The 14,970-nt window shown below is 32.4% G+C and carries 16 protein-coding genes and 1 tRNA gene; 8 read left to right on the top strand and 9 right to left on the bottom strand.

The annotated features are described in order from the left end of the window. Positions 1-61: 61 nt before the first annotated feature. Positions 62-268: a helix-turn-helix transcriptional regulator gene (locus RYO54_RS02545; RefSeq protein ID WP_399548990.1), complete on the top strand. Its 207-nt coding sequence runs from the start codon at positions 62-64 to the stop codon at positions 266-268. Further along, positions 261-560 carry a hypothetical protein gene (locus tag RYO54_RS02540; RefSeq protein ID WP_315115309.1) on the top strand — a complete coding sequence of 100 codons (300 nt, stop codon included), beginning with the start codon at positions 261-263 and terminating at the stop codon, positions 558-560. The genes RYO54_RS02545 and RYO54_RS02540 overlap by 8 nt, the downstream gene beginning before the upstream one ends. Positions 561-681: 121 nt before the next feature. On the opposite strand, the gene RYO54_RS02535 is transcribed toward RYO54_RS02540, so the two are convergent. After that, positions 682-1,461, bottom strand: coding sequence for a nitroreductase family protein (locus tag RYO54_RS02535; RefSeq protein WP_315115306.1), 780 nt, complete (start codon positions 1,459-1,461; stop codon positions 682-684). A gap of 223 nt (positions 1,462-1,684) precedes the next feature. Here RYO54_RS02535 and RYO54_RS02530 point away from each other — a divergent pair, with 223 nt between their 5' ends. From RYO54_RS02530 to RYO54_RS02505, 6 genes are all read left to right on the top strand, one after another. Further along, positions 1,685-2,746, top strand: a complete 1,062-nt coding sequence (locus tag RYO54_RS02530; RefSeq protein ID WP_315115304.1) for a 4Fe-4S dicluster domain-containing protein — start codon at positions 1,685-1,687, stop codon at positions 2,744-2,746. An 87-nt stretch (positions 2,747-2,833) separates the two neighbouring features. Continuing rightward, positions 2,834-3,061: a small acid-soluble spore protein Tlp gene (tlp, locus tag RYO54_RS02525; protein WP_315115302.1), complete on the top strand. Its 228-nt coding sequence runs from the start codon at positions 2,834-2,836 to the stop codon at positions 3,059-3,061. Positions 3,062-3,193: 132 nt separating this feature from the next. Further along, entirely contained in the window at positions 3,194-5,281 is a 2,088-nt protein-coding gene (locus tag RYO54_RS02520; protein ID WP_315115299.1) for a sigma 54-interacting transcriptional regulator, read from the top strand. A gap of 304 nt (positions 5,282-5,585) precedes the next feature. After that, complete coding sequence (locus tag RYO54_RS02515) at positions 5,586-6,572, top strand: pyridoxal-phosphate dependent enzyme (protein ID WP_315115297.1); 987 nt, start codon at positions 5,586-5,588, stop codon at positions 6,570-6,572. A 53-nt stretch (positions 6,573-6,625) separates the two neighbouring features. Then, the gene (locus tag RYO54_RS02510; protein ID WP_315115294.1) at positions 6,626-8,056 is read left to right on the top strand and encodes a Na+/H+ antiporter NhaC family protein; all 1,431 of its coding nucleotides are present in this window, start codon (positions 6,626-6,628) and stop codon (positions 8,054-8,056) included. A 338-nt stretch (positions 8,057-8,394) separates the two neighbouring features. Further along, positions 8,395-9,054, top strand: a complete 660-nt coding sequence (locus tag RYO54_RS02505) for a hypothetical protein (RefSeq protein ID WP_315115293.1) — start codon at positions 8,395-8,397, stop codon at positions 9,052-9,054. 341 nt (positions 9,055-9,395) lie between these two features. Here the strand turns inward: RYO54_RS02505 and RYO54_RS02500 are convergent, their stop codons facing one another. From RYO54_RS02500 to RYO54_RS02465, 8 genes are all read right to left on the bottom strand, one after another. Then, the gene (locus tag RYO54_RS02500) at positions 9,396-10,541 is read right to left on the bottom strand and encodes a metallophosphoesterase (protein WP_315115292.1); all 1,146 of its coding nucleotides are present in this window, start codon (positions 10,539-10,541) and stop codon (positions 9,396-9,398) included. Beyond that, on the bottom strand, positions 10,538-10,735 hold the full coding sequence (locus RYO54_RS02495) for a phosphatidylserine decarboxylase (RefSeq protein ID WP_315115804.1): 198 nt from the start codon (positions 10,733-10,735) through the stop codon (positions 10,538-10,540). Before RYO54_RS02495 ends, RYO54_RS02500 begins: the two co-directional genes overlap by 4 nt. Before the next feature lie 429 nt (positions 10,736-11,164). Next, a complete protein-coding gene (locus RYO54_RS02490) occupies positions 11,165-11,374 on the bottom strand; it encodes a helix-turn-helix transcriptional regulator (protein ID WP_315115288.1) in 210 nt (69 codons plus the stop codon). 4 nt (positions 11,375-11,378) lie between these two features. Next, complete coding sequence (locus tag RYO54_RS02485; protein ID WP_315115286.1) at positions 11,379-11,762, bottom strand: DUF3796 domain-containing protein; 384 nt, start codon at positions 11,760-11,762, stop codon at positions 11,379-11,381. Positions 11,763-12,013: 251 nt separating this feature from the next. Continuing rightward, entirely contained in the window at positions 12,014-12,454 is a 441-nt protein-coding gene (locus RYO54_RS02480) for a hypothetical protein (protein WP_315115283.1), read from the bottom strand. Positions 12,455-13,097: 643 nt separating this feature from the next. Continuing rightward, positions 13,098-13,172, bottom strand: a tRNA-Gln gene (locus RYO54_RS02475). 164 nt (positions 13,173-13,336) lie between these two features. Beyond that, positions 13,337-13,990 (bottom strand): diphthine--ammonia ligase, encoded by a 654-nt coding sequence (locus RYO54_RS02470; protein WP_315115280.1) that lies wholly within the window; start codon positions 13,988-13,990, stop codon positions 13,337-13,339. Then, the gene (locus RYO54_RS02465; protein ID WP_315115277.1) at positions 13,991-14,905 is read right to left on the bottom strand and encodes a hypothetical protein; all 915 of its coding nucleotides are present in this window, start codon (positions 14,903-14,905) and stop codon (positions 13,991-13,993) included. It abuts the gene before it with no gap. Positions 14,906-14,970 lie beyond the last annotated feature (65 nt).

Here is a 14,970-nt window from a genome sequence, read left to right as displayed (position 1 = left end):
CTAAGGTTTAATTAATGGTTCAATTAATGGAGGTGATGATTTGAATGAAAATATACAATTAATGAATCGATTAAAAGTAGCTCGTGCTGAAAAAAACCTTTCACAGGAACAACTGGCTGTACTTGCAGGTGTAACCCGACAAACAATTAGTTCTATTGAAACAGGTCAGTACTGTCCTACTGCAAAATTAGCATTAATCCTTTCAACAGTACTTGATAAAAAATTCGAAGATTTATTTTATCTTGAGGAGGTTAAAAATAATGATTAATAAGATAGTAGAAAAAGATGAAAGAACAACTTTTATTGAAAATGCTAGTTACAAATTTGGATATAATTTCATTGCATTTGCATTACTCCTTAATGTTGTGTATAGGGGAATAAGGTTCAATGAAGCACCTTTTGATTTACTTATGATAGTTATCATAAGTGGTTTCATCATGACAGTATATCAATATAAGCAAAAAATTTTGGGGAAAACTTGGATAAATACCCTTGCTTTAACATCTATTGTTACCTTTATTTTTGCTTTTTTATTGGCATTTATTATGAAAAAATTCTAAAACTAAAGGATTTAAAACAAAGGGACAGTTATCAACTTTTCACTATAATGCTTGTCTAAAAGCTTAAAAGTCATTAACCGTCCCCTATTTGTCCCTATAAAAGATTATATAAATGTACGTTCTACAGTTTTCTTCCGTCCCATTTCTTAAGAGCTACTCTCATAGACCTAGCCATCTCCCTGCTAAATTCCGCTCCTGTTTTTCTAGCATAAAACATTTGAGCAAAATTCTCTGCATTATATTTATTATTTTCAACATAACGCTTTTCCTTTTCCTCAAACATTTCCTCTAATTCATCTGTAGTAAGTTTTTTATATTTCTCCTCAAATACTATAAATTTCTTATCAAATCTCTTTCTATAAACCCTTTTGAAATCTTCTTCATAGTATCCAAAGCATAACATGCACACTGGAAATACCCAATCTTCTAAATTAAGAAGTTCTTTATGGAATTCATAGTTTTCAATTATATCCCCTATGTAGCAAGAACCTATGCCCAGTGACTCAGCTGCAATAACAGCATTTTGTGCAGCTATAAGTGCATCCTCACAAGCCAGTATAAAGTCCGATTCCTGAGGTGCCTCAAATGGAATATTCTCCTTCTTTGCGTATTCCTTAACCCCTCTATGCTCATAATAGTCAAACCACTTTTGTTGATCTGCAGCAAAGATAAGGATTAATGGTGCCTTTGCAATAAAAGGTTGGTTGTCACAGGATTTACTTAAAATTTCCTTTGTTTCACTGTCTTTAATCATAATAATAGAATATAGACATTGATTTCCCGCTGTAGGAGCCTTTATTGCAGAGTCAATTATTAAATCTAAATGCTCCTTTGATATGTCCTTTTGTGCATATTTTCTAAGGGACACTCTTTTATTTATTACATCAATAACTGGATTCATATTTGCCCTCCTCAGTTTTATTCTTAATTATTTTTAACCAATGATTATTTTCCTCTTTGGTCAATGATTATTTTCGTTAATGATCCTTTCAGTGGACGATTATAACTTAAAATTTCTACATATTTATTATAATTCCTTTTAATTATATAAAATATTATTCTCACTTCACACTACACACTTTTTACTATATTATAAAGTTATTAATGAAAAGGGGATGATTTTCATGAAAAGAATTGATGAGAGAGATACCATGTTTGCAAGAATGAATTACATTGAAGGTACCTTTCCTTATGAAGAATATTATAGTAGAAATTCCGATAAATTAGATATTGATAATGAAATAAGAAAAAAACCTAATCTTTGTGGCCCTGGAACCATGTCTTATAATCCTATCAATTCTCCTATAGCAACTGCTTGTTTTAAATTTTTAGGAGATATTAAAAACTTTTCTGAAGGAGAAGTAAGTAATGTTAAAACTCCAATAGATAAGGAATTAGCTACAGAAAGATTAAAAGGCTTAGCAACTTATTATGGAGCAAAATTAGTGGGAACTCTAAAAATGAAAGATTATCATTACTACAGCCACAGAGGAAGGCATGAAGAAGTATATGGAGAAAAAGTAGATAATCTGATGCCTTATGGAATAGTTTTTGCCGTAGAAATGGATAAAGATATGATAAATAGATCTCCTCAAATATCAGAAATAATTGAAACCTCTAAGGGTTATGTAAATACTTCAATTATAGGCATGGTTTTATCCTATTATATAAGAGAATTAGGTTATAACGCTAGAAATCACATGGATGCAAACTATCTTATTGTAGCCTCTTTAGTAGGTAGAGATGCTGGACTAGGTCAAATAGGGAGAAATGGTATACTAACCACAAAAGAGTATGGCTCTCGTATAAGACTTGGAGTAGTTACTACCGATTTAGAGCTAACAGAAGATTCACCTATAGATTTCGGCCTAGAAGAATTTTGTAGACTATGTAATAACTGCGCTATAACTTGCCCTGGCAAATCAATACCCAAAGGTGAAAAAGAAAACATTGACGGAGTTACTAGGTGGCAAATAAATCAGGAAAATTGCTACGATAGATGGAGAAGTCTTGGAACCGATTGTGGTATATGTATAAATAGCTGTCCATTTAGTCAAGGAATAGATATGAGCGAAATAGAAAGCTTTAATGGAAATAAAAATGCCGTTATTGATTGTTTAAAGGATTATAGAAATAAATACAATATCCGCCCATACATAAAAGATTCTCCGGAATGGCTTAAATAATACATAATATCTATTGGATATGATTTACCTAATACAATGTATATTATATTATCCTCCGTCGCAAAATATCTAGGAGGTGATAAATATATGAAAAACAAACCAGATGATAGAAGAGATAATGTGGAAAAAATTCAATACAATATCGACAAAACTATTCAAAACTATAATCTTGCAGAAGAAATGATTGAAAAAACAGATGATGAAAAAACAAAAAATTCTTTGGAGGAAAAAAACGAAAGAAGATTAGATGCACTTAGCGGTATGAGAGCAGAAATTAAAGATGAAGCTGTTGATAAGCAGCGAGGATATGAGTAATATCATATCCTTCTTCTCTTTTTAGATTATTTTCCTTTATTAGTAGAATAACTAGCCACTTCTGTTTCTTGTATTATTCTAGCCATTATATTAAAATGTTGCCATAAAGTTAAATTGAAAGTGGTGATTTTATTGAATTGGAGCAATGAAGTTGGGAAAGTAGCGGTTATTGCATATACAAAAATGACAGCACAGTTTTATGCCTCACAGCTTAAAAAACTTTTTAAGGAAAATATATCACTAGAAGTTTATTCTGTGGAAGATAGCAATCTTACTAGCATTGCTTGTGACCTTATCATTGCATCGACACATTCAATATATGAAATTGTTAAAGCTTACATAAGCAATTATGATGATATAGTCATAGCAGATATTACTTTAACCAAGGACTCTCTTGAAAAATTAAGAAAAATTCCTGTTGGCACTAGTGCTATGCTTGTTAATACTACTCTTGAAATGGCTGTAGAAACTATTGCATTAATTTATAATTCCGGTATTACTCATATCAATATGTTCCCTGTTTATCCTACAATTTCAACAATTCCTCCATATGATTTAGCTATTACTCCTGGAGAAACCTCCCTTGTTCCTTCTGGTGTAAATAATATTATAGACATTGGCAATAGGGTACTTTCCATGAGGACTATTATTGATATTGCAGTTCGTTTAAATCTTGATGATATGCTTAAGAACGAAGAGTTTCAAAGCTGTTTTGGACTTCTTGCTCAAAGTGATGTTGGCTTAGAGCGTCTTTGGGAACAGGTTAGCGTACTTGAGAAAAAACTTGATTTAATAATGCAAATTTTTGATGGCGGAATTTTGCTTCTAAATTATGGTGGTAATATAAGCTTTATAAATAAGTCAGCAGAAAAAATGCTAAGTATAGATAAGAAGCTTGTTATAGGTTGGAAACTTAAAGATGTGCTATCTGAATTTTATAATTCCCTTGTTACTTCTTTAGAAATAGCACAAAAGGATAAAATTATAACCTTTAACTCACGGCTTTTAAGCGTGTCTTTTTATCCACTATTTGATGGGGCTGAAGCCTTAGGAACAATTATTCTTATCAGAGAATTTACGGATATAGAAAAAGAACAACATAAAATTCGCAAGCAAATTATTGCAAAGGGTCATGTTGCTAAGTACTCCTTTAATGATATTGCAGGCAAAAGTAAGCAGATGGAAATGCTTAAAGCAACGTCAAAAAAGATGGCATTATCTGATTCATCAGTACTGATCTGTGGTGAAAGTGGTACAGGAAAAGAACTTTTTGCACAATCCATACATAATAGTTCTAATCGTAGAGATGAACCATTTATAGCTATAAATTGTGCTTCAATTCCTGAAAATCTTCTTGAGAGTGAGCTTTTTGGTTATAGCGAAGGGGCATTTACAGGGGCAAAAAAAGGTGGAAAACCAGGATATTTTGAACAAGCTCATAAGGGTACATTGTTCTTAGATGAAATTAGTGAAATGGACTTGCGTTTACAGTCAAGGCTACTCCGTGTTTTACAAGAAAAAGAGGTTATTCGTATTGGTGGTGATAGTGTAATTAATGTTGACGTTAGAATTATCTCCGCTACAAACAGAAATCTTAAAGCGTTAATAAAGCAAGGTAAATTTCGTCAAGATTTGTATTACAGACTTAATGTTCTTTCTATCAATATACCTCCACTGTGCCAGCGCAAAGATGATATTCCTCTACTTATTGAACAACTTAAAGAGCGTTTTCATTCAAGCTTTAAAATTACCAAAGAAGCCATGGATCTAATTAAAAATTGCAAGTGGGAAGGTAATGTCCGTGAACTAGGAAATTTTGTAGAACGATTAACCTGCCTAGATGTAGATGAAGTTGATGTTGATATTGCTCGTCAATTTATTGATGAAGATGAGTATTGTCAACCTATTCTTAAAGATGAAGAAAACAAACTGTTTCTATGTCTTATTAATCAGAAGCATACTAATCTTAAAAATTACTATAGTATATTAAAATTACTTGAAACAAATAAAAAAACGGGTGTAAAGCTTGGTAGAAGAAGCATTTCTGAGCTTTTACAAAAAGAAGGTTTAATAATTTCTCCTCAAGAAGTTCGAACTATCCTTAAAAACTTAGAATCCTTAAATATGGTCACCATACTTTTAGGACGTAGCGGTACAGAAATCACTGAATTTGGAATTAAAGCATGTGAGCTTCTAGATGAAAAATACAATATTATTTAAACTAAAAGGCTTCAAAGGGTTGAATATTCTTACCATTCAGCCCTTTGAAGCCTTTAATTCAATTTAAAGTACATGATTTATCCGATGACTACCATCCGTAATACTCCCATCTTCTACAAGTGAGAGATAACGGATGCTACGTCCCTGGATAAGTTCTTCTAAGCTTCAGTTGTAGTAAGTATTCCTTTTAAGCAAATCCCATCTGAAGCTAAGAATCACTTGATATAGCTTTAGGATTGGCATGCAAATTGCTAATTATATAAATACAGCACCAATATCGAAAGGAGTGAATTATATTAACAATATGAGAGATATAATTGAATGGATTAAAACTGCAAACAAAGTGAATCTGGGAACATTCCCAACTCCCCTTCACAGACTTGAAAGAATGGAAAAGGAACTTGATTATGGACCAATTTATATCAAAAGAGATGATTTAACAGGATTAGGTGCTGGCGGAAATAAAATAAGAAGCCTTGAATTTATTTTAGGAGATGCAATTAAGAAAAACTGCAATTTAATTATTGTATCAGGCCCCCCTCAGTCAAATTTATGCTCCTTAACAGCTTCAGCCTGTGCAAAATTGGGACTTAAGTGCGTCATCGTTAACAACGGTGAAAAGCCTGATAAGCTTCAAGGAAATATTCTGCTGAACCACATTTTAAATGCCGAAATTCATACCATAGGAATTGCTACAAAAGAGGAGCGTGACCTTTATGTGAAAAATCTTTTCATCAAATATAAGAATGAAGGTAATCGTCCCTATGTAATTAAAAATGGTGCTACTACAGGAATGGGTGCACTTGGCTACGTTAGTGCAGCTATAGAAATGCAAAAACAATGCCTTGAAGGAAAGCTACCTATAAAAACAATTTTTGCACCCGGTGGCAACGGCGGTGTAGCTGCCGGGTTAATATATGGAAATGCTCTGCTTGGCCTTCCATTCCAAGTTAATATCATTAGTGTAGAGGACGATAAAGATTGTCTTACCCATCATATTTTAAAAACAATTGATGAGCTTGTAGCTATAACTCAAATACCATTTAACTATAAATTAGAAGATGTATGCAATATTACGGACAAGTATAGTGGCGAAGGATGGGGTATTAACACAAAAGAAAGCGCTAATGCAGTGTTCCGATTTGCTCAACTGGAGGGAATTTTTATCGAAAACATATACAACAGTAAGGTATTAGTGGGTATGGAAGCTGCTATTAAAAATGCAGAGGTAAAAGGTGGCGTTTGCTATCTACATACAGGAGGCTTTGCTTCATTATTTAGCCAATTCTAATCATTTGAAACTTACCATCCATAAATATGTTAAAAATATAAGGGGGAATTACTATGGAGTATGGTATTTTAACAATTATTACACCAATACTCGCAATGTTTATTGCTGTTAAATTTAAAAAGGTACCTTTAGCATTGCTGACAGGAGCTTTTGTTGGAAATCTAATCATGAACAACTGGAATCCACTTTTAGCTGTAACGGTTACAGTAGATAGCATCATAGGCGTTTGTACTGATGCGGGAAATCTTAAAATTTTTATATTTACATCGCTTATGGGAGCTTTTGTTCTATTAGTCAAGGTTACGGGCGGTGTTGATGGTTTTGTTAACTACTTGACTGAACAAAACAATAAGATTAAAAATAAAACAATGGCCATGCTTTTAGCTTATGTAATTGGTATTATCATTTTCGTTGATGGCTTATTAAGCATTATGTTTACGGGTGTGGTTACAAGACCAATAACAGATAAATTTAAGGTTTCAAGAGAAAAATTAGCTTATATTTGCGACTCTACATCTGCACCAATTAATGCCATTATTCCGCTTAACTCATGGGGTGCTATGCTAATGGGATTAATAGGTGCTCAAGTGTCAGCAGGTGTCATCACAGGTGATCCACTTCAACTATTAATAGGAAGTTTACCTTTTCAGTTCTATTGCATAGTTTCTCTTATTATGGTGCTATTCTTTATAATCACAGGCAAGGACTGGGGTCCTATGAAAAAAGCTGAAGAACGTGTACGCACAACAGGTAAGCTATATGATGATGGAGTTACTCCATTATTGCCAGATGATGCTGATGACGAATCAATTATTCAAAACGGTTTAGAAAACAAGAATAATATGATTGTTCCCCTATTTGTTTTAATTACAGGCACAATTTGTGGACTTTTAATAACAGGTGGTGGGAACCTAACAAAGGGCGATGGTACTACTTCTATTCTTTATTCCATAATAATAACACTTGTTGTTATGTGGGTATACTATACTAAGCAAAAGATTATGACCTCAAAGCAATTTAGTGAATATGTTTATAGAGGCATTGGAGACATGCTTCCACTAGTAATGCTTCTCGCCCTTGCTTTCACAATCGGCAGAACTATTTCTGCCCTGGGTACAGGCGCATATTTAGCAAGCCTTGTTGAAGGAAAAATCAGCGGTGCCTTTGGTCCTGCAATCATCTTTGTACTTGGTTCAATTATGGCATTTAGCACGGGGACAAGTTGGGGTACTTTTTCAATAATGATGCCAATTGCAATTCCAATGGCAGTTTCTATGGACTCAAACATAATGTTAGCAATAGGTGCAGTAGTTTCAGGAGGAATTTTTGGTGATCACTGCTCACCAATGTCAGATACTACAATTTTATCTGCAATGTCTTCTGGAACAGATCTTTATTCACACTTCAAAACACAATTTCCCTATGCACTGCTTAGTGGCGGTATTGCAGTAGTATGCTATGTAATAATGGGATTAATTTTATAAAAAACTTTAGAATAGATTTGTTAAACATAAAAGAGCTAAGTATGTAGGGAAATAATGACTCTTTATTGGAGCGGTTCACTATATGCTTAGCTCTATATTTTGAAAACTAAAATATCTTTGTAGAGAACTTATAGCTGCTAAGCCAATATATGAATTTCAGCAAATAAAAAATGCTACATAATGTTTCTTATGCTGATTCGCTTCAATAAGAACTTCTGAGTACTTCATTTAAATAATTTTTCTTAAACATTTTGACGACATTTGACAATTTATTATTTGCTCCTATGATATGCTATATACAAACATAACTAATCAATTTAAAAACAAGGAGAATAGAAATGAAAAGAGTAATTAAATTTACTTCAGTGTTTTTAATTGTTTTGATATTATTACCAAATTCAACTTTTACTCAGGAGGTAAATACTTCAATACAACCTATACCGATTAAAGAACTAGATACTTTACCAATTGAAAAAACTTATTCATACGAAGAAATACTAATGTATGTAGAAAATAATGACTATGAAATAAAAGATATTGAAGAATTCAAAAAAAATCATGAAGAAAACTTAAAATTACAGTCATTACAAGAAAATAGACCAACTATAAGGTACTCTATATTTGCAATGGACGGAATTAAATTTAAAGGCAAGTATTATAGAACGTACCATATACAACCACAAGTTATAGTAGGTCTTTTATATTCAGGTTCTAGTTCTCCTTATAAAATTGTATCACTAGGAGATTCTCATGTTTATACTGAAAATGGTTCCCCTGTAAATTTTGATGGAACAATGTTCTATCATTTAGTTTCAGGTAGAGAATTTTCTACAGCAATACAAGGGAGCGCATATAAACACAGAAAGGTGAACTCACCTAGGAGAGTAGAAATAAGCATAGGTGGAATAGTACAAGCTTATGTAACTTTCACAAATAGTGGATATTTAAGGGATATACTATATGACGAGACTTATTATTCAGATGCATTAGATAGATAGTAGACATTACACCCTATATTAATTCATTTAAATACATACTATGTTATGGTTCAACCACTGCAAAATCAACATTTCTTATTTTGATTATAGCAGTAGAGCCATTGATTTTATTGGATTATAAGCAGCTTCGATACTAAAATCGGTTGGGATGTTTTCTATTGTAAAATATAAGAGAGCTGAGCATGTAGTGAAAAATCAACTTCACTATATACTTAGCTCTCTAGAAGAATTTCTGCCACAATGCGGCTTTTTTTATTTGTCGCATGGAAGTATTATTTATATTTATTATAAGCATCTATAGGCAAGTATTGTTACCAGCCTATATACAGCAGTCTTCCGTTCTAATGCAACAAGATACTTACAATTTCATTATTCGTACCAACCCGCATTGGCATCCCCCAAGTACTAACGCCCGACGTAACTATAACATGGGGGCTGTCGGCATCCTTTTGGTAATGTCCATAATCTACAACAAACATGGCGTTTGTTATCAAGCTGCCCGGAAATATCTGACCTCTGTGCGTATGTCCGGCAAGTATTAAATCAACTTCTCCACCGTACTGTTCAATATTTGAAGGATTATGATCCATAACGACAATGGGCATATTTGCGTCCAGCGAAGCAATGGTTTCTTTAATCTCTTTCCTTGTTAGTTCTCCAAATCCTCCAATTGGTGACGGGTCTACCCGTCCTAAAAGAACCAGCCGCTCATCAATAATTACGTATTCATCATTAAGGAGCTTTATATTGCTTTGATCAAGGAAACTAAGCATTTCGTTGAATGTGTTTCCACCGTCATGATTTCCTAGAGAGGCATATACGCCGTATGTTGCCGTAATACTTTTAAGCAAATCAATTGCTTCATCAGGATTATGTATAGCATTATAATCATCGTTAAAAATATCTCCTACTATACACACAAGATCAGGTTCCAAATTATTGATACCCTGAACCATGCTACCAAGACGTTTTTCTGAATTTATGGCTCCTAAATGTAAATCGCTTATCAGGACTATTTTCATGTCATCTGATAAAGTAGTTTCTTTTATTTGAACATCATAGGAAACGTATTTAATCTGATTTGCGTTATATATACCATAACTAACTAAGCCTGTAGTTAACAAAATCACAATCAATCCCGCATAAAAGCGGATGCTCTGTGCTATCGGGTTTGGAATTATCTTTATTATACTTCCGAGCAATATAAGTAAGTCCGCCACGAGAAATAGCATTAACAGATATACAAAAATACCCATCCAATGCGATCCTATCCAACTCATTACTCCTTTAATGCTAGAGGGTAACGGCAAATAACCCAATATCAGCGATAACGCAATAAATATGTATACACTAGCGTATATTAACCCATTTATATGTGGGAAAAGAAACGTAAGCCCCTGAAATATCCTTCTCCCGATATAAAAGTTCATGCCCCCGTAAAAAGAAACTAAAAAAATAAAACCTAAAACCATTCCTCCGATACTCATTGCATTCTCTCCTTTCCATGCACAGCTTTTTCTCCGATTTTATATCCCATTTTAACAATGGTTTCTTTATTTTGCTGTATACTCTTATAGACAGCATCGTCAATTGCTATTGTGTCTTTTTGAAACAACATAGCAACAGTAGAACTACCAAATTCAAACATTCCTTTTTCATCGCCGTGTTGAAATGTGGGAATTCCATCCTTTACTCTTCACTTTTAACTTTTAAATCTTAACTCTTTTGTCCAAACATGTACAGCATCTTAACGGTATATTTCTAAAATCAATTAAGAATTTCTAGATTTCACTCAAATGCATAGGACACATTACATAACATTTTAAAGTTTTGCATAATGAACTCATAGAAATAAATATTTAGTTAAATAAATTATTTACATCCTATGTTAAATACTCGATACGCAAATACATTGATTTTATTAAAGATATGTATAACAGAGGCGATGATGGCGTTAAAAATGTTATTATTAATCCTTCCATGAAAATAGAAAACGACGGCCTTTATTAACCCGTCGTTTGGGTGTATTTATTATATTCCACTGCAAGGTATCGTCTGCCAAATGACGGTTTTTTTCTTTGCCGTCTGGCAGGTTAATAAAAAATCTTTATCACTCTAAATCCTCAAAGATAAATATATCTTCAATAGGTGTTTTTACTGCTCTTGAAATACTAACCGCCAATTTCAAAGAAGGATTGTACTTTCCTTTTTCCAATCGGACTATGGTTTCCCGACGCACGTCCACTAATGCCGCTAACTCGTCTTGTGTTAGCCCCGCCAGTTGACGATATTTTTTTAATTCAGACCTGAACTCACTCATCCCCTCACTCATCCTTGTCAAATTTATAAGCAAGATAAGTAGAGAGATTTAATGAAATTGCAAACGTGACTGCTATGACGGCGTTGAGTAAAGCATATGCTTTAGCTGGTTCTTTGCTCCCCCAAAAATTCCCGATTAGTACCATACTTACAACTATAATAGCAAATCCTAATCGGAATGCAATTTTTGAAGCCTTCTGTTGATTTTCATAAAGTCGTTCATCTGGTAATTCTTTTGCCAACTTCCCTTCCCAGTAAAATGAAAAGAATCCAAAGAAAGAAAAAAACGCTAGAAAAACTGGCTCGTTAAGAGGAAAATATAAAAATCCTAAAAACCCAAGCAAGCCCGATACTCCCATCCAAGGTTTAACACTGGTTTTGTATAGCATAATCTATCTCCTTCCGTGTGATAATTATATCACTTTATGTTACAATTATATCACCATTTATTCTGATGTCAAGCGTATAATTGTCATAAAATAAGGATACCACAATTTGGTATCCTTATACTTACATTACCCATCCGTTAGCTGTCTATCTAATTTTTTTGGTTTCCAGTAGTTACTTCCTTATGAACCCTGCTCATTTCAAGTAATTTAAATACATCCTATGTTATGATTCAACCTTTTACTTCCTACACTTAACTAACAAAAAACTTTCTGAATTTAAAGTAAACAATTGTAGCAATTACAATACCAATTAAAGAAGCAACCATATCTTTGTTATCCCATACACCTACTTTGAAAATTACATGAAGATATTCTATAAGTGCAAAAATAATCATATTAAGCACATTAATTAACCATATAAACTTAGAATTATTAATTACGTCAGTAGCTTTAAATAACATAGGAACTACATAAAATATACCTATTAATGTAAAAATGAAACTGGGAATAAGATTTGGTGCTGTCCATGCGAATAGAGTAATATATTGATTATTTAATTTATATAAATTCTCTCTAAACGCATACATCAACATGAATAAACCATATATTATAAGAATAATTTTACTTAGGCGCTTATATGCTTGGCTACTAAAAAGTGTTTTATTCGTTTTATTTAGCTTTAAATTATTCATTGTATTCAACCTCCATATTTTAACTTCACATTATACATGTGTACTAAAATTATATTCTATTTCCATTATATTACTAAAACTATTGATTTTGCTACATTTTCTTAAAATTTTCCCAGGCATTTTCCTAATTTGTAAATATCGAAATAAAATCTAGTCTAAACTACTGATATATCTAAATTCGCATATAATACACTTTTTCATTCACTTAAGAAAACTTCTGATCTTTTCTCTAAAACAGGTTATATGTTTGATACTTAGTTTTTGGAATTTTAGATACTGTAAAAATAAAAGATCCAGGTATGTAGTAAAATAGCGACTTTTTTCGGAGCGGCTTTACTACATACCTGGATCCACATTTGTGAAACCAACTTATCTCTGTAAAAACTTATAAATCGAAAACTAATATGTCATAACCAAAATCTAAAAATATTTTTGTAAAACATAAGGGAGATAAGTATTTTGAATACACAATTATATTTGCAAAAACTAAAAAAGCTAAGCATTTAGTGAAATAACCACTTCTTTTGAAGCGGCTTCATTATATACTTAGCTCTCTATTTAAAAAACAAAATATCAAGATTAAATTTCTATAAAAATAAAAAAACCATTATCTCAGATTTCAAATCTAAAATAATAGTTCTCATGGCTGGGATGGCAGGATTCGAACCTACGAATGCGGGAGTCAAAGTCCCGTGCCTTACCGCTTGGCGACATCCCAATATAATAGCAACATGTCGTTAAAGCAACATGTGTGGCAACGATTTATATTTTACTAGGAATAAACTATTTTGTCAAGCTTTTGTCGAAAATTTTATATTTATGTTTGAACTTAATAATTTCATAAGGAAAGAATTTTACCTTCGCAAAATTCTTTCCTCACCACTATCTTACCTGAATTTGAACCCAATGCTCCCCAACGGGTACTATTTCCTCACCATATTGTAAATGCACAGGATTTTTAAATATTGGACCATCATATACCACTGTATGATATTCGCCATTTTCGCCACAGGGGTCTGCACCACATTCCTGAATTTCTTTCATCAGCGAATAACTTAAATCTTGTCCTAAAAATTTAACATCTATCATTGTTTTATTAACTACTACTATCTTTGCTTTAAATCCTAAATCTAAAAATTCCTTTACTATATCTATTCTATTTCTTTGCCATAAGGGTAAAATTGAAGTAATGGACGCTTTTTCACATACTTTGTCTTCCCATTTCTTATGCTCATCTATATCAATGTCACCAAAAATTCCGTAGTCTATACCCTGTCCTTTAAATGACCTAAGATTAGAAATAAATATTTCTTCATAATCATCAAATAGAGCTTTCCCTACTGAATGTTCAATTCCAAGTGCTGAAGCTTGTGCTTTAATAACATTTTCCTTTAGCCTATGAGCTGAACTTATATCATTTTCCATACTGAACATAGTAAACATTTTTTTAACATTATATCCCTGTTCCATACCTTTATACAAAGCAAGACAAGAATCCTTTCCTCCACTCCATGAAACAAAACAATTTTTATTCATTTAACACTTCTCCTCAACAATTCTTTTAATCTCATCTTCCGCAGTCTTTAACTCTCCCTCAAAACTATCAAGATTTCTTTCCAATGTGCTTAATAATCCTTTTAGATTATTAGAGGTATCATATACATTATCTAAAGAATCATTTATTTTGGATTGTACAACCCAATCGAATATAAGTCCATCGAAGAAATAGTCTGCAAATTTTTCAAAAGATCCTATATTTATATCCATATCTGAGGATAATTTTACATTAGATAACTCTCTTTTGAATATTTCAAAAAGCCTTTGAACTTCATGAACATGACTTTTAGCATCATCTATTTTGGAGTGTTTCGCCGCTGTAGCTACAAATCCTCCACCAAGTATGTCACATTGTTCCCAACCCTTTGCACTCTTTAACGAAGATAAAACCCTTTCTAATGCCTCTCTAACTTTTTCTCCTGCATTTATGGCTTCCTTTGTTTCTTTAATATTAGATTTTAAATCCTGAACTTTGTCTGTAAGCTTTATTAATTCTTTAGAATCTAGATCATCACCTTGTAGAATTAATCTTTTCTTCTTTTTCATCAATTCCTTATACTCTAACTCTATATTAACATAGTCATTTAGTTCTTCATTATAAGAGATTGTTTCCTTTTCTAAAGTAGCAATTAAACTACAGCACTCATCATATCTAAGTTTAGCCCTTAGGTATTCCTGCCTTTTTTTTTCAAGTTGCTGTTCTATATCTTTTAAAAATGATTCAAGCCTTTTAGCATCTTTTTCTTCATTTTGTAAAATTTTATGAAGCTCCTTCTTTTTAGTCATTTGTGTATTTAAATTTTCCTTAGCTCTCTGTAAAATATTTTTTAACTTTTCTTTTCTTGTCAGCTTTTCTTTTGCATCGGCAATATTTTTATTCAGTTCTTCAAACACGGAAAGTCCCCCTTATATAAAATTTACTTTTAAGCAATAAGTTTTACTTTATACTCTAATTATAA

This window comes from uncultured Clostridium sp., from assembly GCF_963515715.1.
Lineage (GTDB): Bacteria > Bacillota > Clostridia > Clostridiales > Clostridiaceae > Clostridium_AW.
This window is presented reverse-complemented; position numbering and strand designations above follow the sequence as displayed.

Coding starts and splice junctions, on each gene's coding strand:
- RYO54_RS02510 (WP_315115294.1), top strand. CDS start 6,626: ATGGAGTATGGTATTTTAACAATTATTACACCAATACTCGCAATGTTT.
- RYO54_RS02500 (WP_315115292.1), bottom strand. CDS start 10,541: ATGAGTATCGGAGGAATGGTTTTAGGTTTTATTTTTTTAGTTTCTTTT.
- RYO54_RS02530 (WP_315115304.1), top strand. CDS start 1,685: ATGAAAAGAATTGATGAGAGAGATACCATGTTTGCAAGAATGAATTAC.
- RYO54_RS02535 (WP_315115306.1), bottom strand. CDS start 1,461: ATGAATCCAGTTATTGATGTAATAAATAAAAGAGTGTCCCTTAGAAAA.
- RYO54_RS02515 (WP_315115297.1), top strand. CDS start 5,586: ATGAGAGATATAATTGAATGGATTAAAACTGCAAACAAAGTGAATCTG.
- RYO54_RS02480 (WP_315115283.1), bottom strand. CDS start 12,454: ATGAATAATTTAAAGCTAAATAAAACGAATAAAACACTTTTTAGTAGC.
- RYO54_RS02505 (WP_315115293.1), top strand. CDS start 8,395: ATGAAAAGAGTAATTAAATTTACTTCAGTGTTTTTAATTGTTTTGATA.
- tlp (WP_315115302.1), top strand. CDS start 2,834: ATGAAAAACAAACCAGATGATAGAAGAGATAATGTGGAAAAAATTCAA.
- RYO54_RS02485 (WP_315115286.1), bottom strand. CDS start 11,762: ATGCTATACAAAACCAGTGTTAAACCTTGGATGGGAGTATCGGGCTTG.
- RYO54_RS02545 (WP_399548990.1), top strand. CDS start 62: ATGAATCGATTAAAAGTAGCTCGTGCTGAAAAAAACCTTTCACAGGAA.
- RYO54_RS02540 (WP_315115309.1), top strand. CDS start 261: ATGATTAATAAGATAGTAGAAAAAGATGAAAGAACAACTTTTATTGAA.
- RYO54_RS02470 (WP_315115280.1), bottom strand. CDS start 13,990: ATGAATAAAAATTGTTTTGTTTCATGGAGTGGAGGAAAGGATTCTTGT.
- RYO54_RS02490 (WP_315115288.1), bottom strand. CDS start 11,374: ATGAGTGAGTTCAGGTCTGAATTAAAAAAATATCGTCAACTGGCGGGG.